The organism is Reichenbachiella sp. MSK19-1, from assembly GCF_003590315.1.
Classification (GTDB): domain Bacteria; phylum Bacteroidota; class Bacteroidia; order Cytophagales; family Cyclobacteriaceae; genus Reichenbachiella; species Reichenbachiella agariperforans.
Genome location: NZ_MIER01000002.1, coordinates 928,146 through 946,941 on the forward strand (window position 1 = coordinate 928,146; position 18,796 = coordinate 946,941).

The window sequence follows — 18,796 nt, forward strand, 5'->3', positions numbered from 1 at the left end:
TTTGGGAGATATATTGCTCTACTTGCTATTCTTGAACTGCTGTACGGGAGCACTGCTAGAGATGAGATACTGTTTGCCTGTGTCAATGGCTTCACAGAGTACGCGGGTTCTTTTTTGTTGTACCTTCAGATAGATTTTCTTTCTGAATAGGAACTTGTGCCCCGTCTCAATGTCGCTTAAGAATACATCAGTAGACGGTTTGTCATACTTTCTTAGTGCTTTGAATAACTCAGGATCTGATACGCTAGTTGCCTTTGGATTCTTCATGTGACGGGCAAGAGGAGCTAGGATATCCATCGGAAAGATATCCTCTCTGAGCATAGGGATCATGAGTTTTTTGAACTGATGCTTCCATTCTTTGCCGTGTGGGTCTACACGGTTTTGGTGTAGGTCGTAGTTTGTTTTGTGCGCTACCTCATGGATGTAAGTGATGAGGAAGGCATAAATGTTTAGTGTGCCATTGACAGATATGCTATGTTTCCTTGTATTGGGATCATAGCGATAATCTCCATATTTTGTTTGTCGGTTGGGTGTGATTTTAAAATGGAATTTGAGTTCCTTCCAGAGTCCCATGACATAGTCTACGGCACCTTCTGGTAGGTGCCGTGCAAAGGCTGTTCTATGCTTTTCGTCTGACAATTACTTTTTACGGAAATAAATTTTGACTGGCACTCCCTGAAAGTTGAAGTAGCCTCTCAATTTGTTGAGCAAGAATCTTTCATAAGGTTCCTTGATATACTGCGGTAGGTTGCAGAAGAACGCAAATGATGGAGTTCTGGTTGGGAGCTGCGTGATATACTTGATCTTGATATATTTTCCTTTGAGCGCTGGCGGTGGATTTCTGTCGATCTCTGGCAGTAAGGCTTCATTCAGCTCAGAAGTAGGGATACGTCTGGTACGGTTGTCATAGACCTCTATCGCTAGTTCTATCGCCTGAAAGATACGCTGCTTGGTAGTGACCGAGGTGAAAATTATCGGAATATAGGATAGTGGGTTGCCTAGCTTCTCGAGTATTTCTTTCCTAAAATGTTCTGCAGTATTACTCTCTTTGTTTTCGATCAGGTCCCACTTGTTGACCATGATCATGATGCCTTTTTTGTACTTATCCGCGAGTGCAATGATACTCATGTCTTGCGCTTCGAAACCACGGGTCGCATCAATCATAATGACGCATACATCACTGTCCTGAAGCGACTGTATCGCACGCAGTACAGAGTAGAATTCTATGTCTTCTCTTACTTTGCTTTTCTTTCGAATCCCTGCCGTATCGGTGAGGATAAAATCCTTCCCGTATAATTTGTAGCGAGTATGGATGGCATCTCTCGTCGTACCAGCTATGTCGGTAACTATAGATCGATCTTTGCCTAATAGTGCATTGAGGAATGATGATTTTCCCGCATTGGGTCTTCCCAAGATAGAGATTCTTGGAATTCCTTCTTCAGGGTTTTCTAGATCATCGTCTTGGAAGTGCTCCACGACTTTGTCAAGGAGATCTCCTGTGCCAGAGCCACTTGCAGAGGATACAGGGTATATTTCACTTTCCAGTCCCAAACCGTAAAACTCTGCAGACTGTAGATCTAGCGTCTGGTTGTCTGCTTTGTTGGCCACTACATAAACGGGCTTTTTGAGCTCCCGTAGGATGTTGGCAAAATCCATGTCCATATCTGTCAGGCCATCTTTGCAGTCCACCATGAATAGGATGACAGAAGCTTCGTCGAGTGCTAGTTTGACCTGCTCACGAATCTGCTCTTCGAATATGTCGTCAGATCCCATGACATACCCACCAGTATCTATGACGGTAAAGTATTTTCCCGTCCACTGACCAAAGCCGTAGTGACGGTCGCGAGTTACCCCACTTTCATCATCCATGATGGCTTTTTTTTGTTCTACCAGTCGGTTAAAAAGTGTAGACTTGCCGACGTTTGGTCTTCCTGCTATGGCTAAAATATTAGACAATTCCTTTGTGTTTTAATGCGGAGGCAAATTTAGAGAAACGAGGGGCATTAATTAACAGTTAACACCGAATTAGTTAAAATTTTAAAATACCATTTCAATATTGAACAGATTCGGCTTGAACTTCCAAACTATTTATAAATTTGTGACCGCTGTTGGAGACTAAAAATCAATGAATAGAGAAGAGGCTACCATAGAGATAAAAAGGCTCACAGAGCAAATCGACCTGTATAATCATCAGTATTATCAGGAGAGTAGGTCGGATGTGTCTGATTATGAGTTTGATCAAATGATGGCGCAACTGGCAGCCTTGGAAAATGAGTTTCCCGAACTAAAGAAAAATGATTCTCCTACTCAGCGCGTAGGAGGGACGATTACCAAAGATTTTGATACTGTGATTCATAAACATCGCATGCTGTCACTAGCGAATACTTATTCGGCGGACGAACTGCGTGATTTTGACAAGCGTGTTGAGAAAGGACTTGGAGGCTCACCGTATGAGTATTTTTGCGAACTAAAATTTGATGGGGTAGCGATTAGTTTGACTTATCGAGATGGTGTTTTAGTACAGGCAGCTACTCGCGGAGACGGCACCCGTGGAGATGATATCACGGCGAATGCGCGTACGATTCGTTCTATTCCTCTTCGCATAACCGGAGACCAGATACCAGAAGAGTTCGAAGTACGAGGAGAGGTGTTTATGCCCAGTACGATGTTCGCACTGCTCAACGAGCAAAAAGAAGCAGCGGGCGAAGAGAAACTTGCCAACCCTAGAAATACTGCTTCTGGGACTTTGAAAATGCAAGATTCATCCATCGTTGCAGCCCGTAGGTTGGATTGTTACTTGTACAGTCTACTAGGGGAAGAAAATTCGGTGCAGTCGCATGAGGCATCTATCCATCAGCTAGAGCAGTGGGGGTTTCATGTCTCGCAGACCTACCTCAAGTGTGAGAATATAGAAGATGTCATCGCCTATATCGAAAAGTGGGAGCATAAGCGCCACGAACTCGATGTGGATACGGATGGGATCGTAATCAAGGTCAACAGCCTAGATCAACAAAATGAACTGGGCTATACGGCTAAGAATCCAAGATGGGCGATATCCTATAAGTATAAAGCAGAGAGTGCGTTGACGAAACTCAATAACGTAGTGTATCAAGTCGGTCGTACAGGGTCGATTACGCCTGTGGCGGAGTTAGAACCTGTGCTGTTAGCAGGGACGACTGTCAAGCGTGCTTCGTTACACAATGCCAATGAGATTGCTCGACAGGATTTACGTGTAGGAGATTATGTATTTGTAGAAAAGGGGGGAGAGATTATTCCCAAAGTGACCGGTGTTGACTTGACGCAGCGAGATAGTTCATTGCTGCCGTTTGAGTATATTAAAAATTGTCCCGAATGTGGTACAGAACTGGTGCGCTACGAAGGAGAGGCCAATCACTACTGCCCAAATATAGACGCGTGTCCACCGCAGATCAAAGGGATGATTGAACACTTTATTCATCGCAAGGCCATGGATATAGATTCCTTAGGAGAGCAGACGATCAAACTGCTCTACGAAAAGGGCTATCTGCACAATGTAGCTGATCTCTATGATTTGACCTATGATCAGATTATCGAATTAGAGGGCTTTAAAGAACTCAGTGTTCAGAACCTACTCAAGGGTATCGAAGCATCCAAGCAAGCTCCTTTTGAGTTGCTGCTTTTTGGTTTGGGTATTCGGTTCGTAGGGAAGACGGTAGCAGAGAAGTTGGCTATACATTTTAAGCATATCGATGCGCTGATGGGAGCTACATTTGAGCAACTGATAGAAGTCCCTGAGATTGGCGAACGTATAGCGAGGAGTTTGATTAGTTATTTTGAGAAGGAAGAAAATCAGTCGCTTATCAGTCGGTTAAAAACCGCAGGGCTTCAGATGGAAGTAGATGCAAAGCAGTTCGAGACCAGTAGTGACCAGTTAGGAGGGAAGGGGTTTGTGATATCAGGTGTATTTGAGCGCCACAGCAGAGACGAACTCAAGGATATGATTAAAGATAATGGAGGGAAGGTAGTGTCATCTATTTCTGCCAAGTTAGATTACCTCTTGGCAGGAGATAAAATGGGTCCCGCCAAACTAGAGAAAGCAAATAAATTAGGGATTAAAATCATTTCTGAAAGTGACTTTGAAGAGATGTTAGCAAACGGAATATGATCGGAAAATACCTAGTCAAATGGAAAACCAAATTTGCACTGAAGCATAAGTCAAAGCAAGGCTCTATGAGCTATCTAGAGGCAAAGCAATTGGGGATTTTATACACCTACACGACCGAAAAAAATCATGAATTGGTCAATGACTGGGTCAAGGAACTGGAGGCTGAGGGTAAATCGGTCAAGGTGATCACCTATATCCCGAAAGTGAAGAAGGCGGATAGTTTTGATTATCCATTTTTTAGTGATAGAGATCTGGGGTCCAGTGGTAAGTGGAAAAAATCTGAAGTTCGGTCTTTCAACGAAACTCCCTTTGATTATTTGATCACTTTAGACAAAGGGTTGAACCAATATACACGCAACCTCATGGCGACCGCTAAGGCTTCATGTCGAGTAGGGGTGTTTGCTGAAGGTGAGAGTGATTATTTTGAAATGATGATTAATCATGATGGAAATGATTTTGGAGCATTGCTCCGTCAGGTACATCATTATATAAAAAATGTAAGAAATGAATAGTAGATTTAAGGGTACAGGGGTTGCATTGGTTACGCCTTTTGATAAGGATGAAAATGTAGACTTTGACGCGTTGGCGTCACTGGTCAGTCATGTATCAGAAGGAGGGGTAGATTACCTCGTCGTGATGGGAACTACTGCGGAATCCCCTACACTCAGTGAGGCGGAAAAAATAGAGGTATTGCGTTTTGTGAAATCAAAGAACGCCAAGAACCTTCCGGTAGTCTATGGTCTCGGAGGTAACGATACGCGTGCTTTGGTGAAGCAGTATCAAGAATTTACCGAAAATGTAGATGCATTTCTAGTAGTATGCCCTTACTATAACCGTCCGAGTCAAGAAGGGTTGAAGGCGCATTTCGAAGCAATAGCTAACGTCGCGAGCAAGCCTATTATTCTATACAATGTCCCTAAACGTACAGGCGTCAATTTAGAAGTGTCTACTGTTTTAGAACTAGCAAAGCATCCTAATATTATTGGAATTAAAGAAGCTTCTGGTACGCATGTAGAGCAGTGTAAGCAGATCGCAGAAGCTATGCCTGAAGATTTTCTATTAACCTCTGGTGATGATGATTTGATTATTCCGTTTATGGAAGCAGGAGGGCATGGAGTGATTTCTGTAATTGCTAATGCTATGCCTCGTCAGACCTCTGATTTGGTAAATGAGATGCTAGCGGGTAATTTGGAACAGGCACAGGAAGTGAATACGATTATGGTAGAGGCATTAGGTCTGCTATTTGTAGAAGGAAATCCAACAGGTGTAAAGGCTCTCTTGCATAGTATGAAGGTTATATCAGAAAATGTACTGAGACTTCCTCTCGTACCATCTAGTGATAGTCTATATACGATGTTAGCAGCAGCTGGGAAGAAGTTGTAGTTATAAAAAGGAATGGTTAGAAATTGACCTATAAAAAAAGGAGTGATGTACATCACTCCTTTTTTTATTTCCTTACAGGATAGATCAAATTAACCTTCGTTCTTGATGTTCTGAACTTCAATTCTGATCTCTTGAGCAAGGTTTTTTAAATCTTGCATGCCTTTTCTTACTCTCGTACCAGCTGCTTGATTCTTTTTGTCATAGAATTTGTCGAAATCACCTTCTAATCCTAAGATCAAGTCCTTTATTTCATTAAATCTGTCCATATTGTTTTATAATTTAAGGTTATTGAATATTATACAAGGGGGGCAATTTATATCAAAAAACATTAAATACACATCATAGAGTGTGTTTTTTGTAGAAATTACCTTAGACCAACTGGCCTACTTCTTCGTTTTGATAAACGCCATCATCGAGTTTCTTTTTGATCTCCTCGAAAACAGTGATTGTTTCTTTTACATCGTCTAAGCTATGTGCTGCAGTTGGGATGATTCTGAGCATAATAACGCCCTTAGGAACCACAGGGTACACTATCATAGAACAGAAGATATTGTAGTTGTTTCTTAGATCAGTGATCATATTGGCCGCTTCTTGCCATACACCATTTAACAATACCGGAGTTACTGGAGACTGTGTTTTGCCAATGTTGAAGCCTTTTTCTTTGAGACCTTTTTGCATGGCATTGACAATTGTCCAAAGCTTGTCCTTTAATTCAGGACTAGACTTGAGTAAATCTAGACGTTTTTGGTTTCCAAGCACTAATGGCATGGGAAGTGACTTAGCAAAGATTTGTGATCTAACGTTGTATTTCAAGAACTCAATTACTTTCTCATCACCTGCGATGAAAGCACCGATGCTAGCCATAGACTTGGCGAAAGTTGAGAAATACAAATCAATTCCATCTTGTACTCCCTGCTCTTCACCAGTACCTGCACCTGTCGTACCCATAGTACCAAAGCCGTGCGCATCGTCGATTAATAGTCTGAATTGGAATTTCTTTTTGAGTTCGACCACTCCTTTGAGGTTGCCCATGCTGCCAGACATCCCAAAGACGCCTTCAGTGATTACGAGAACTCCACCTCCATTTTCGTTTGCTAGTTTTTCAGCTCTAACGAGTTGTTTTTCTAGGCTTTCCATGTCATTGTGGAGATAGACAAAACGCTTGCCTACATGGAGTCTAAGACCGTCTATGATACATGCATGACATTCAGCATCGTATACGACTACATCTTTACGGCCTACGATCGCGTCGATAGCAGACATGATGCCTTGGTAGCCAAAGTTCAAGAGCATGCAAGATTCTTTTTGTACGAATTCTGCTAGATCATTTTCAAACTTTTCATGATGTTCAGTGTTGCCCGTCATCATTCTAGCACCCATTGGGTAAGCTAGACCCCATTCTTGTGTGGCTTTTGTGTCAGCCTCTCTTACTTCAGGATGGTTGGCAAGACCTAGGTAGTTATTCAAACTCCATGTCAATACTTCCTTTCCTCTGAACTGCATGCGCGGAGAGATAGGTCCTTCCAGCTTTGGAAACATGTAATAATTAGTATTATCCATGTCTGAGTGCTGGCCAAGTGGCCCCATGTCTGTCGAAAATTTTTCAAATAAATCCATTAATATACTACGCTTTATAGATCTTGATCAATAATAAAATGACTGCAAATTTAACATATTACCCCTCTTTGGCAATAGCCAAAGTCTCAAATTATGTTAAACTACCTTCAAAGTTATAAAAACAGCCATGAATCGTGTTTCTAAAGTATGGGGGATAAAAAAAGCTTGTCAGTGTAAACTAACAAGCTTTTGCGGAACGGACGAGACTCGAACTCGCGACCTTCTGCGTGACAGGCAGACATTCTAACCAACTGAACTACCGCTCCTGGTAGTTTTAATTTATTATTCAAAGTATTAAAATGAATTGTACGATGTGAATGCGTAATGATTCATTGCTTGAATAAAAAAGCTTGTCAGTAAACTAACAAGCTTTTGCGGAACGGACGAGACTCGAACTCGCGACCTTCTGCGTGACAGGCAGACATTCTAACCAACTGAACTACCGCTCCTGGTAGTGCTTTTGAGTACTAAATCCCTCAATTGCGATGCAAAAGTAGGAGCAAAATATTTATTAAACAACAGCTGTGAATTAATATTTTTATGAAATTTCATGAAGCGTCTGTGTTAGATTTCTTCAGCGTTGATAGTGAGAAGTTTAGATGAAGAATATTTTCACTTGTATCAATTTTAACAATCGCTATAGTGAGATTGTTTCTCAAGTGTTAGCAGGCTCTAGTTTGGCTCTGATGAGGTAGTTCTATCTTGGTGATTGTGATCGCTATTTTTGTGGGGAGTTCTTGATGAATTCTATACGAAATGAGTCGCATGCATTAAGAAAAAACAGAACTCGATTGTAAAATATTAAATACTAAATCGTTATATTTAACTATAGGATCGGCACGGTTCGATCGACAAGGAAGAGATTGGTTCTTGACCAACTCAGCCCAAAACCCGGTGAAGCCGGGTTTTGGTTTTTGTATCCGCTATTTCCTTTCATTCGCATCTTCATTATTCACTTTTTGTGCTAATTTGGTAGTCTGAGTGCTAACTCATATTTCTAACCAAATTTTAACAAATGCTGCCAAAGAATTATCGTGGGTTGGTTTCGATCAGTATACAATCCAAACTTACCGTAATTGTCGTACTCGTAAGTATAGTCAGTACCCTGATAGTTTCGCTCTTTAGCTATAACAAAGCCAAAAATGCTATTGTAGCAGGAGTGTATGATCAATTGACCTCACTACGAACCAGTCGTGAGTATCACATCGATGGGTACTTTGCTAGTATCAAAGATCAAGTAGAGTATATCAGTAAGGATTCGATTGTTTCGGTCTGCTTACGTGACTTGGGGCCTGCGTTCGAAGATCTTAATAGCGTGAGACTTACGAGAAGCCAAGAGAGAAAATTAGATGCATACTATGATGACTATTTGGATCAGCTCGAAGCGAACATAGAAATCTATCGTAGCAAGAAACTTTATGTGCCAAAACAGCCTGTTGGGAAGTACTTGCAGTACCAGTATATCGCAAACAATCCATACCCATCGGGGCAGAAAGAGATGATGGATAGAGTAACCTCCATATTAGACTATGATAGAATAGCCGCTACGGTACACAATCGTCTGAAGAATTTTATGTCAGAGATGAAATTCTATGATGTGTTACTCATGGACACAGAAGGAAATGTAGTTTATACCGTTAAGAAAGAACCCGATTTTGCAACGAATCTCAAGGAAGGTCCATATAGTTCTAGTAACCTAGGGCATTTGGTTCAGGAGATACTGGACAATAAGGATATACATGGAGGTAAATTTGTGGATTTTGAATTGTACCGTCCCTCATTGGGTACTCCGTCTTCTTTTGTAGCAGCTCCTGTCTATAGTGAGGATGATTTTGTAGGGATTATAGCACTACAGATGCCCATTAGCCGTGTCAACCAGATCATGAGCGCTGGTGAGGATTGGGAAGATGATGGTTTAGGTAAGACAGGGGAGATATACTTAGTAGGCTCGGATTATTTGATGAGAAATGATGCGCGCATGCTTTTGGAAGATTCGGCCAAGTACCTAAAGACGATTAGAAAGGTTAAAGATTCGGATACTCAGATCAAAATGATCGAGCGATTTGGTACTTCAGTTTTCTTTCAAAATATAAATACAGAAGCGAGTAGAGAAGCGTTATCTGGGGTGACCAATCACAAGATTGTAGAGAACTTCATGGGAGAAGATGTCTTGAGTTCTTATGCTCCATTTGAGAAGTTTGGGCTGCATTGGGCCATCATTGCAGAGCAGGATGAGTCAGAAGGTTTGAGTGAGCTGCATCGGTATAGACAGTTTGTGATCATTATACTCGTCGTAGCGATTATCTTATTTACCGCCATTGGTATGTTGTCGTCATCGCTGTTTACACGACCAATTTTTAAGTTGATCGAAAGTGCTAGAAGAATTAGTGAAGGCGATCTAACTGCAAAAGTTAAGATTCAGACATTTGATGAATATGAGGTGCTTGCCAAGTCTTTTAATACGATCGCAGATAGCGTTCGAGATTATGACAAGAAATTGACTCGGTTGACCAACCGTTTTGATACGTTGGTATCGAACCTGATGCCGGATCTTTTTACAGAAAGATGGAAAGCTGGCGAACAAGATTTGATTATCCGACAGAGCAATGTTACTGTACTTTATGCGGATATTACTGGTTTTACAGCGTTGTCCCGAGAACGACCGCCACATGAGTCGATCAAGATTCTCAATGACCTAGTGGAATCCTTTGATTCATTAGGGACACAGTATGATATCGAAAAGGTGACGACTATAGGAGATAACTATCTTGCAGTGAGCGGAGTGGAAACACCTAAGCTAGATCACAATACGACTATAGTAAATTTTGCATTGGAAATGAGACGTATCGTCAGGCAGTACAGTGATACCAATGAGTTGAAGTTGGGATTGGCTGTAGCAGTCAATTCTGGTGATGTGTTTGCAGGAATAGTAGGCCGAAAGAAACTCAAATATGATGTGTGGGGTGAGGCAGTTAATACGGCTAATTTTTTATCTGATTTTGCCGAGAAAGATGAGGTCTTGGTGAGTGAGTCGATCTATGAAAACCTAGTAGATATCTATGAAATGGAGGAGAAGCAGGGCGTAAAAGGACTAGAAGGAATCAAAGTGTGGAATGTAGTACGGGCTATCAATAGAGATATAACAAATGAATAAGGACAGTGTAACTTTTTGGGGGATATTGATAGCTACTTTATATCCTGTACTCGCCATACTCCTGAGTGAGATTAATCACCGACTTAAACGTGCTGATCATCCTTCGGCACAGACGGTGCGTCTGCTCAAAAATGTTTTTTTACCTCTATTGACAGTTTACTTGGTGCTCGTCAAAATAATACCTTACGAGATTCCAGTAGTGTTTTTAAAGCTATACGAAACCCTGTTGTGGATTATAGGCTTGTATTTGTTTATCAACTTTATCAATCAAATATTCTTTACGGATTCTGATATTGAAGATGATAGAAAAGCACGTGTGCCAAAGCTTTTGCAGCAGATCATGCGGATGATAGTGATTGCTATTGGTTTTGCAGTCATAGCATCTGAAATCTGGGGTTCTGATTTGGGGAGTTTAATTACAGCATTAGGGGTGACCTCATTGGTACTGGGATTGGCATTGCAGGATACTTTGGGTAATCTATTTGCTGGAATATCACTGATCTATGAAAAGCCCTTTGCAACAGGGGATTGGATACAAATCGATAGTCATTATGGCAAGATTGTGGAGATAAACTGGCGTGCTATCCGTATCGTCAATCGTCAGAATGATATGATCACTGTCCCAAACTCATACCTTGGGAAGCAGGTGTTCTTGAATTACTCTCGACCCAATAAATTTCACGCTGAGAGTGTGCGTGTAGCATTTAACAATGAAGTGCCACCTAATAAGGTTAAAGGTATCATAGAAGAGATAATTCAGAATACTGCCAATATTCGTAAAGAGCCACCCTATGAGGTAAAGACTGTCAATTTTGATAATCACAAGGTAGAGTACGAAGTGTTGTATTTTATCGATGATTTTTGGGAATCTGAACTCATCAAAGACGAACTATATACGAAGATATGGTACGGAGCGAAACGAAATAGCGTGAAACTTCCTAACCCAGTATCTTACAGTAAACCTTGGCCTTTTGAAGAGTTTGATAAAGAGGCTTTCCTTTTGTCTAAGTCTAATTTGATATTGAATTCACCAGTGTTTTCGGGACTAACTGTCGTCGATCTAAAGAGTATGATTAAGAAATCAAATTATAACTCTTACGGCCAAGGGGAGGTTATTGTACAGCAGGGAGAACTTTCAGATCATGTACACTTGATTATAATGGGTGAGGTAGCTATCTATGTCGAGCAAGATGGAGAGGAACGTACTCATGTAGGTACGGCCAAGAAAGGGGAGCTTTTTGGAGAGATGGAGTTGCTCAATAATACAGCAAACGAGGGGACCGTTATTGCGCATACTGACCTGGGGCTAATGTCTATTCCATACAAAGTGATTAACGATTTGATTGAAAATAACTTGTCAATCAAGCGGAAGTTTGACTCCTTGATCAAAATCCGTAAGAAAGAGCAGTTTAATAAAGTGAATAATTAATCATCGTCATTGTCCTTTTGCACGGATGTAGTGAGGGAAATTCAAGGTTAGGATAGACTACTCTCAAGCATCTTTTCTTTTTTAGTAGAAAAGTCCGAGCTTGCGGGCTTATGAGACAACTGAGCCTATTCTTAGTCATTACCCTGTTTTGGGGCTGTGAGACTACTACTAATTCAAAAGCTGCCGAAGAACCCACTGGCGTTAGCTATGCAGAACGCTTTTCTGTAGAGGAGCATGAAGGGTACAAAATAATCCGTATCAATAAACCGTGGAATGGGAGTGATGAGGAAATTGCCTATTTGCTCTATGACGGAGTAATACCAGCAGGTATTGATGAATCTGTCTATATCATGGTACCTTATCCAGTGCAACGGATTGTATCGAATTCTACAACGCACTTGGCTTTTCTAGAGATATTGGGTGTTGAAGATCGCCTCGTGGGGTTTGCTGATACCCAGTACATCTACTCAGAACAGATCAATCAGCAGGTAGCCAATGAACAGACCTTAGAAGTTGGGAATGAAGGACAGCTAGATGTAGAACGTATCTTGAGTTTGCAGCCTGATGTGATCTTGGCATTTAGCTCTGGAAGCGAAAACCGTCAACTTAATAAGCTGGAGGAACTCGGGCAAACGGTCGTGATGACGCCTGACTATATGGAGCCTACCATTCTCGGACGAGCTGAATGGATCAAATTCATTGGTCATCTGACTGGAAAGGATAAAGAAGCTGAGGCATACTTCGATAAAGTAGCAACCGCTTATGATTCGTTGTTGGCACTGGTGCAGACAGAGCAGCGACCGACGGTTTTTTCTGGTAGTCTCTATGGAGGGAGTTGGTTCATGCCTAGTGGCAATAACTATAACGGGCTAATGATCCAAGAGGCAGGAGGGGAGTATCTCTGGTCAGATACCGAGGCAAGTGGTTGGCTGAATCTTGATTTTGAGGCAGTGTATGCCAAGGCCTACGAGGCACAGTACTGGATCGGAGTGGCGGATTACAAATCCCTAGAAGCTATGAAGAATGCAGACGAGCGCTATGCGGGTTTTAAGGCCTATACAGACGGAAATATCTATGGCTACACCCGTCGTACGTCTGAGCGTGGAGGTAATGACTATTTCGAGTCTGGCAATGCTCAGCCACACCTTTTGCTAGCAGATCACGTGAAGATTCTTCACCCCGAGCTATTGCCTGACTATGAGTTGTACTATTATCAGCAGCTTCAATAGTAGGCATGTGAATTGTGCTTATCCCTTGTGCACTATCTCGTTTCGATTAGCTTTGTTTGATTATCAAGAGAAGAAATCAAACAAGTGCTAAAATCTAAGCTTTTTCTGGGCCTACTCTGCGTCGTACTGTTCATCCTTAACATCATCGTAGGGTCGGTATGGATACCAGTGCAAGACTTGATAGAGATACTCTTTTCGCCAGCTGAGGATCAGATGGTTTGGCAGAACATTGTGGTGAACTATCGATTGCCCAGAGCGATTGCAGCAGTTGCTGCAGGTGCTTCTTTGAGTCTCAGTGGCTTGTTCATGCAGACCTTTTTTCGTAATCCACTGGCGGGACCATTTGTACTTGGCATTAGCTCTGGTGCTAGTTTGGGAGTGGCGGTAGTTGTATTGGGCGGGACTTTTTTTTCATTGGTAGGCTGGTCATTTGGTTCTGATATATCGTTGACGTTTGGTGCTATTTTGGGTTCTTTTTTGGTGTTTTTGGTGGTGATTTATTTCTCGACCAAGGTAGCTGATTATACTTCCTTGCTTATCATCGGTTTGATGTTTAGCAGTGCGACGGGGGCATTGGTTAGTGTGATGCAGTTTTTTAGTAATCCTGAGGATATACAATCTTATTTGCTCTGGACTTTTGGGGATTTGGGTAGTGTCACGATGAGCGAACTGAGGTTGTTACTACCAATTTTGATACTGGGATGGATAGGGTCTGTATTTTTGATCAAACCCCTCAATATCTATCTGATCGGAAATACCTATGCCAAAAATGCGGGGCTCAACCTGGAGCTCTCCAAATATGCGATGATCACGGTGACGGCTTTATTGGCTGGGGCCATTACTGCCTATTGTGGTCCGATTGCTTTTATTGGATTGGCTGGTCCTCATATTGCTCGGATGATTTTGGATACGGCAGATCATCGCCAGCTGATACCCTATGCTGGAATACTCGGTGCGGTAGTGTTATTGATCTGCGATTTGGTGTCACGTTTGCCAGGTCTGCCCCAGTCTCTGCCACTCAATGCCATCACTTCTCTACTTGGGGGCCCCTTGGTGATTTGGTTGATTGTCAAAAAGAAAAATCTACAAAATAGCTTCTGATGGAAATGCTACATACTACTGGTCTATCTATCGGGTATGATAAAAAATGCATTGCGTCTGATGTCAATTTGGCATTGCGACCTGGTAAGCTCGTGTGTTTGATTGGACAAAATGGAGTAGGGAAGAGTACGTTGCTACGAACCTTGGCTGGTCTACAAGAGCCGCTTTCAGGAGAGGTGGCAATCGGTGAAGAATCGATCAAGGTGATAGATCGTCGCGAACTCGCTCGGAAAATCGGTATTATCACGACAGACAAGATTGGGATGTCCAACATGAATGTGCGTGAGTTGGTTGCGTTAGGTAGGTTTCCGTACACTAACTGGATTGGAAAGGAGGAGTTGGAGGATAGAGCCAAAATTGAGGAATCTATCGATCTGTGCAAGGTCAATTATATAGAGAATGCCAAATTAGGTACTTTGAGTGATGGACAGTTTCAGAAAGCCATGGTGGCGCGAGCATTGGCACAGGATACGGATTTTATCCTAATGGATGAACCTACAGCACATCTGGATATCGTGAATAGACTGGATATGTTCAGTTTGTTTGCACAGATCAAAGCACAGACGAATAAGGGAATACTGGTATCAACCCATGAATTGGATCTATCGATACGTTTTGCGGATGAGTTATGGTTGATGGATTTTAATCAGCCAGTGGTCTGTGGTGCGCCTCAAGACCTGATCGAATCAGGTGCGATCTCACGCATTTTTCATCACGAGGACTATGAGATTGACCTCACTATAGCGAATAGTATGATTAGAGCTAAAAGGGATAAGTAAGGTCTGAACCAAATATTTTAGAGGAGGTCTATGGGTACCAAATCAGTGGATGATGGTATATGATGGGTAAGCTTTGTATTGATGTCTTCTTTTGAATTTCTTTTTATTCATTCTGTACCAGCCCAAAGCTTACCCATAGATTGGGCTAGTTCACAAGGTGAGGGTAGTCCATTTGACGGTTTTGAAATCTAAGGATGGCATCTTTTACCACTGTTCCTTGATCTATGTTGATTGCGTTTTTGATTGTTGGGTTTTGTTCCCAGCCTAGTCTACCATTGATCACCGATTCTAGGTGTACTATGAGAGCGGCGGATATGGATCTAGAGGCACTTTCCCAGAAGTAACTCGGCGTGTGATCTACTGCATAGTAGTCTATGCGATCTACTGAAAACATGGGAGCACTAAAGGTGGTCGGTTTAGCAAAATAAAAGCCCATACCTTCATCACAACTCACGTCGATGATTAGCGTACCTACCCTTAAGCTTTCTTTCTCTTCTTCAATGACAAAATCAATGGGGTCATCCGTATCTTGATAAGTGCCGTTGATGATGATTTCTGATTCATTGATTAGATCCAGAAGAGGGCGCTCGGATCCATCATGTTCGACAACTTTTAGTCTAGGCTCACCAGGCCCTCCTTTTTGGATACGGGCATAGTTGACATCCAGTACTTCCTCACGGACTTCATGGTCAGGCCTTTGAATACAAATGGTAATGTCTCTAAACCCATGGGCTTTCAGGGCATATATTGCGCCTCGGCTTACCGCACCAAAGCTGAAGATGATCACTTTTCGTTGGTTGCCATAGTGACCATCTATGCCTTTGAGTTGTAGCGCATGGATGACGGCACAGTAACCGGCCATTTCGTTATTCTTATAAAATGTATGTCTGCCCATCGCCCCATTTGGGGTCCAAACAAACATATCCTCAAAGGCAATTAGGGTTAGTTTTCTATCAATGGCAGTCTGGGTAATCTGCATTTGTTGAGCACAGTGGGGGTATCCCCATATAAGTCCCCCTTCTTTTAACTCTTTCAAATCTGCTAAAATAGGCTTAGCTATAATGACAGATCCAATGTCTGATAAAATCTCTGACCGGGATGCAATACCACCTGTTTGCTTAGCAATGACTTCATCATCGATGTTGAACGGTTTGCCATAACCCTTTTCGAAAATGAGCTTTTTGCGAATGTTTTCTGGAAGTCTGTTTAAATGTTCTGGATGAATCGGGACACGCCTTTCGTCTTCTTTTTTGGAAGTTCCAATAACGCCCATTTTCGATAATACCATAGGATACTCTTTTTTGATTGAAGTCCAACATCACTAATGAAATGAGAGAGACTGTGTGATTAGATGTGTAATAAATGCTACTTGCGAGTTGTCAGGCATGAAGTTGACAACCAGTGTATCAATAATCAGAAAGGACGAATTAAAAGAAGAGCCTTTTGTTCGCTATGAACGTGCGAAGTGTATGATTAATATCTACAGATAATGAATTGTATGCACAAGATACACCAAATTAGAGCGGGTGGCAGAGATATTGAAAGTTATCCTTAGATAATGGGTGGAAGAAACGTGCTGATTGATTATGTTCCTAGTCGATTAATAGCAGCGAGTTATACATTGTGCTATGAAAAAAGCCTCTACAAAGCAATTATTGACGCTTTATAGAGGCTGTTAAAAGATTTTTGCCAGTTGTTATTCTCCTACTGGTTTTTTCAATTCTCTGAGATTCACTTGAGCTAGTTCGAATCCTGGTGCAGCATTGAGTGCATCTAGGTAGAGTTGTTTGGCTTTTTCGTTGTCTCCAGTTTCTTTTGCGATGAGTCCTTGTAGGTTGAGTACCGCAGCACGCATGGAGACTTCTTGTTGGGTTTTGTCTACTTTATTGAATCTCAATTTGATCTCATCTACGTCTTTGCGCTGGAGTAGTAGTTCTGTGGATGTTTTTGATTCTTTGAAGCGCTTGAGTTGAAACTGCAAGAAAGCCATCTGGTAGAGTGTATTGGTGTTGTTGTTTTTGAGGAAAAGCGTCTCGTAGTTGTCGAGCGCCTTGGTCATCACCCCGAGGTTTTGAAACGATAGTGCTGCGATTTCTAGTGCAGTTTGATTGTCTGGATTGATTTTTAGGTTCTCCTGAGAGACCAATGCAGCGGATGCAAACTGGTTCATCGAGTAGTAGTTGATCGCTAGAGAATCAAGTATCGCAGGCTGGTTGGCTGTGAGCATGAGCATTTCGTAGAGAGCCATTCTCGCTACATTCGGATCGTTGAACTGATTGGCCAACTGGTAGATGCTGTAGTATTTTCTCATTTGCATGTCTGCATAGGTGAGAGAATCTTTTGGTTGCTCTGTTTTTTCCTGAGCGTTTGCATGGATGCTAATACCAGCGAACAGTGCTAGCGTTAATATGGCGATATATCTTTTCATATTCTGGATTTTAAAGTGGTGGGCAAAGTAGTGCTGAACTTATGACTTCTCCAAACCCTTTTCTTTGGCGATGGTGTACATCAAATTCAGTGCCTCCTTTTTATCGTTTTGGATAGTCCCTTCTAAAATAGCCTCACGGATTTCATTTTTGATATCCCCAACGATACGAGAGGGCTTTAGGTTAAATATCTCCATGATTTCCTCCCCAGTCACTGGAGGCTGGAAGTTTCTGACTTGATCCTGTTCCTCTATGTCTTTGAGCTTTTGCTCTACGACTTTGAAGTTTTGTAAATAGCGTTGAACTTTATTAGGGTTCTTGGTGGTGATGTCTGCCTTGCAGAGTGTCATGAGATCGTCCACATCATCGCCAGCCTCGAATAGCAATCTCCTCACTGCCGAATCGGTAATTTCTTTTTTGACAAGGGCGATAGGTCTGAGGTGTAGTCTTACTAGCTTTTGGACATACTTCATCTTGTCGTTGAGGGGTAGTTTGAGATGCTTGAAAATTTTTGGAGTCATTCGAGCTCCACGATCTTCATGACCATGAAAGGTCCAGCCAACTTTTTTGTTGAATCGTTTGGTAGGTGGTTTGGCGATATCATGTAGGATGGCTGCCCACCTGAGGTACAAATCATCTGTGTTTTCGGAGATGTTGTCTAGGACTTGTAGGGTGTGATAGAAGTTGTCCTTGTGTGATTTGCCTTCACGTGTTTCTACGCCGTAGAGGTCTGTCATCTCAGGAAAGATAAGCTTGAGCAGTCCACATTGAAACAGCAGTTTGAACCCGTAACTAGGTGTTTTGGATAAGATGATTTTATTGAGTTCGACGATGATTCTTTCTTTCGATACGATTTTGATGCGGTCTGCTTGGTTGATGATCGCGTCGAAGGTGTCTGGATCGATATCGAAGTTGAGCTGGCTAGCAAATCGAATCGCGCGCATCATGCGCAGGGGGTCATCTGAAAAGGTGATGCTAGGCTCTAGTGGCGTACGAATGATTTTTCGTTTCAGATCTTTGACTCCATCAAAAGGGTCGATCAGCTCGCCATAGTTATTGGAACTGAGACTGATGGCTAAAGCATTGATCGTGAAGTCTCGGCGGTTCTGGTCATCTTCTAGCGTGCCGTCTTCTACTGTTGGTTTACGAGATTCTTGTCTGTAGGACTCTTTTCGTGCACCTACGAACTCTACTTCATGCTCTTCATACTTGATCATGGCCGTACCAAAGTTCTTGTAGGTGGTGACTCGTTTTGTACCTAGTTTTTTGGCAGTCGTTTTGGCAAGTGCAATCCCACTACCCACACAGACGATATCTATGTCTTTGGATGGGCGTTTGAGCAATATATCCCTGACGAAACCACCTATTACATAGGTGTCGACTGATAGTTCGGATGCCGACTCAGTGACACTTTCAAATATTGTTTGGGGGATGAGACTTGTAGAGAGATTCAAATTGTTAATTTTCCGCAAAATTAATTTTAAAAATTTAATTCACAGTTAACATCGAATGTCAATGTTTGATTTAACTTGAA

The 18,796-nt window shown here is 42.0% G+C and carries 15 protein-coding genes and 2 tRNA genes; 8 read left to right on the top strand and 9 right to left on the bottom strand.

Annotated features, from left to right (window positions below; all coding sequences use genetic code 11):
• Positions 1-18 precede the first annotated feature (18 nt).
• Positions 19-639, bottom strand: coding sequence for a SprT-like domain-containing protein (locus BGP76_RS03965; RefSeq protein ID WP_119843681.1), 621 nt, complete (start codon positions 637-639; stop codon positions 19-21).
• Complete coding sequence (gene der / locus BGP76_RS03970; RefSeq protein ID WP_073119128.1) at positions 640-1,956, bottom strand: ribosome biogenesis GTPase Der; 1,317 nt, start codon at positions 1,954-1,956, stop codon at positions 640-642.
• Positions 1,957-2,125: 169 nt separating this feature from the next.
• Here der and ligA point away from each other — a divergent pair, with 169 nt between their 5' ends.
• The 3 genes from ligA to dapA are packed head-to-tail and all read left to right on the top strand — an operon-like array spanning position 2,126 to position 5,527.
• On the top strand, positions 2,126-4,144 hold the full coding sequence (gene ligA / locus BGP76_RS03975; RefSeq protein WP_119843682.1) for an NAD-dependent DNA ligase LigA: 2,019 nt from the start codon (positions 2,126-2,128) through the stop codon (positions 4,142-4,144).
• Positions 4,141-4,656 carry a hypothetical protein gene (locus tag BGP76_RS03980; protein WP_119843683.1) on the top strand — a complete coding sequence of 172 codons (516 nt, stop codon included), beginning with the start codon at positions 4,141-4,143 and terminating at the stop codon, positions 4,654-4,656. Before ligA ends, BGP76_RS03980 begins: the two co-directional genes overlap by 4 nt.
• Entirely contained in the window at positions 4,649-5,527 is an 879-nt protein-coding gene (gene dapA, locus BGP76_RS03985; protein WP_119843684.1) for a 4-hydroxy-tetrahydrodipicolinate synthase, read from the top strand. The genes BGP76_RS03980 and dapA overlap by 8 nt, the downstream gene beginning before the upstream one ends.
• An 89-nt stretch (positions 5,528-5,616) precedes the next feature.
• Here dapA and BGP76_RS03990 read toward each other — a convergent pair whose 3' ends face one another.
• The 4 genes from BGP76_RS03990 to BGP76_RS04005 all read right to left on the bottom strand — a co-directional run bounded on the left by BGP76_RS03990 (position 5,617) and on the right by BGP76_RS04005 (position 7,593).
• A complete protein-coding gene (locus tag BGP76_RS03990) occupies positions 5,617-5,793 on the bottom strand; it encodes a histone H1 (protein WP_073119121.1) in 177 nt (58 codons plus the stop codon).
• A gap of 103 nt (positions 5,794-5,896) precedes the next feature.
• A complete protein-coding gene (locus tag BGP76_RS03995; RefSeq protein WP_073119119.1) occupies positions 5,897-7,144 on the bottom strand; it encodes a pyridoxal phosphate-dependent aminotransferase family protein in 1,248 nt (415 codons plus the stop codon).
• 192 nt (positions 7,145-7,336) lie between these two features.
• A tRNA-Asp gene (locus BGP76_RS04000) sits at positions 7,337-7,410 on the bottom strand.
• 109 nt (positions 7,411-7,519) lie between these two features.
• Positions 7,520-7,593 (bottom strand) — tRNA-Asp (locus BGP76_RS04005).
• A gap of 566 nt (positions 7,594-8,159) precedes the next feature.
• Here BGP76_RS04005 and BGP76_RS04010 point away from each other — a divergent pair.
• The 5 genes from BGP76_RS04010 (at position 8,160) to BGP76_RS04030 (ending at position 14,836) form a co-directional block, all read left to right on the top strand.
• The gene (locus BGP76_RS04010) at positions 8,160-10,298 is read left to right on the top strand and encodes an adenylate/guanylate cyclase domain-containing protein (RefSeq protein ID WP_119843685.1); all 2,139 of its coding nucleotides are present in this window, start codon (positions 8,160-8,162) and stop codon (positions 10,296-10,298) included.
• Positions 10,291-11,727 (top strand): mechanosensitive ion channel domain-containing protein, encoded by a 1,437-nt coding sequence (locus tag BGP76_RS04015; protein ID WP_119843686.1) that lies wholly within the window; start codon positions 10,291-10,293, stop codon positions 11,725-11,727. The genes BGP76_RS04010 and BGP76_RS04015 overlap by 8 nt, the downstream gene beginning before the upstream one ends.
• 110 nt (positions 11,728-11,837) lie before the next feature.
• A complete protein-coding gene (locus BGP76_RS04020; RefSeq protein ID WP_119843687.1) occupies positions 11,838-12,956 on the top strand; it encodes an ABC transporter substrate-binding protein in 1,119 nt (372 codons plus the stop codon).
• Between the two features lie 84 nt (positions 12,957-13,040).
• Positions 13,041-14,057, top strand: a complete 1,017-nt coding sequence (locus tag BGP76_RS04025) for an iron ABC transporter permease (RefSeq protein ID WP_119843688.1) — start codon at positions 13,041-13,043, stop codon at positions 14,055-14,057.
• Positions 14,057-14,836: an ABC transporter ATP-binding protein gene (locus tag BGP76_RS04030; RefSeq protein ID WP_119843689.1), complete on the top strand. Its 780-nt coding sequence runs from the start codon at positions 14,057-14,059 to the stop codon at positions 14,834-14,836. Before BGP76_RS04025 ends, BGP76_RS04030 begins: the two co-directional genes overlap by 1 nt.
• Positions 14,837-14,981: 145 nt before the next feature.
• Here the strand turns inward: BGP76_RS04030 and BGP76_RS04035 are convergent, their stop codons facing one another.
• From BGP76_RS04035 to BGP76_RS04045, 3 genes are all read right to left on the bottom strand, one after another.
• Positions 14,982-16,124, bottom strand: a complete 1,143-nt coding sequence (locus BGP76_RS04035) for a N(5)-(carboxyethyl)ornithine synthase (RefSeq protein WP_119843690.1) — start codon at positions 16,122-16,124, stop codon at positions 14,982-14,984.
• 408 nt (positions 16,125-16,532) lie between these two features.
• Positions 16,533-17,264, bottom strand: coding sequence for a lipopolysaccharide assembly protein LapB (locus BGP76_RS04040; RefSeq protein ID WP_073119107.1), 732 nt, complete (start codon positions 17,262-17,264; stop codon positions 16,533-16,535).
• 39 nt (positions 17,265-17,303) lie between these two features.
• A complete protein-coding gene (locus tag BGP76_RS04045) occupies positions 17,304-18,716 on the bottom strand; it encodes a CCA tRNA nucleotidyltransferase (RefSeq protein ID WP_073119105.1) in 1,413 nt (470 codons plus the stop codon).
• Positions 18,717-18,796: the final 80 nt, after the last annotated feature.

Bases quoted from the DNA above. Each gene is read 5' to 3' on its own strand.
- ligA (WP_119843682.1), top strand. From the start codon at position 2,126: ATGAATAGAGAAGAGGCTACCATAGAGATAAAAAGGCTCACAGAGCAA.
- BGP76_RS03980 (WP_119843683.1), top strand. From the start codon at position 4,141: ATGATCGGAAAATACCTAGTCAAATGGAAAACCAAATTTGCACTGAAG.
- dapA (WP_119843684.1), top strand. From the start codon at position 4,649: ATGAATAGTAGATTTAAGGGTACAGGGGTTGCATTGGTTACGCCTTTT.
- BGP76_RS03990 (WP_073119121.1), bottom strand. From the start codon at position 5,793: ATGGACAGATTTAATGAAATAAAGGACTTGATCTTAGGATTAGAAGGT.
- BGP76_RS03995 (WP_073119119.1), bottom strand. From the start codon at position 7,144: ATGGATTTATTTGAAAAATTTTCGACAGACATGGGGCCACTTGGCCAG.
- BGP76_RS04010 (WP_119843685.1), top strand. From the start codon at position 8,160: ATGCTGCCAAAGAATTATCGTGGGTTGGTTTCGATCAGTATACAATCC.
- BGP76_RS04015 (WP_119843686.1), top strand. From the start codon at position 10,291: ATGAATAAGGACAGTGTAACTTTTTGGGGGATATTGATAGCTACTTTA.
- BGP76_RS04020 (WP_119843687.1), top strand. From the start codon at position 11,838: ATGAGACAACTGAGCCTATTCTTAGTCATTACCCTGTTTTGGGGCTGT.
- BGP76_RS04030 (WP_119843689.1), top strand. From the start codon at position 14,057: ATGGAAATGCTACATACTACTGGTCTATCTATCGGGTATGATAAAAAA.
- BGP76_RS04035 (WP_119843690.1), bottom strand. From the start codon at position 16,124: ATGGTATTATCGAAAATGGGCGTTATTGGAACTTCCAAAAAAGAAGAC.
- BGP76_RS04040 (WP_073119107.1), bottom strand. From the start codon at position 17,264: ATGAAAAGATATATCGCCATATTAACGCTAGCACTGTTCGCTGGTATT.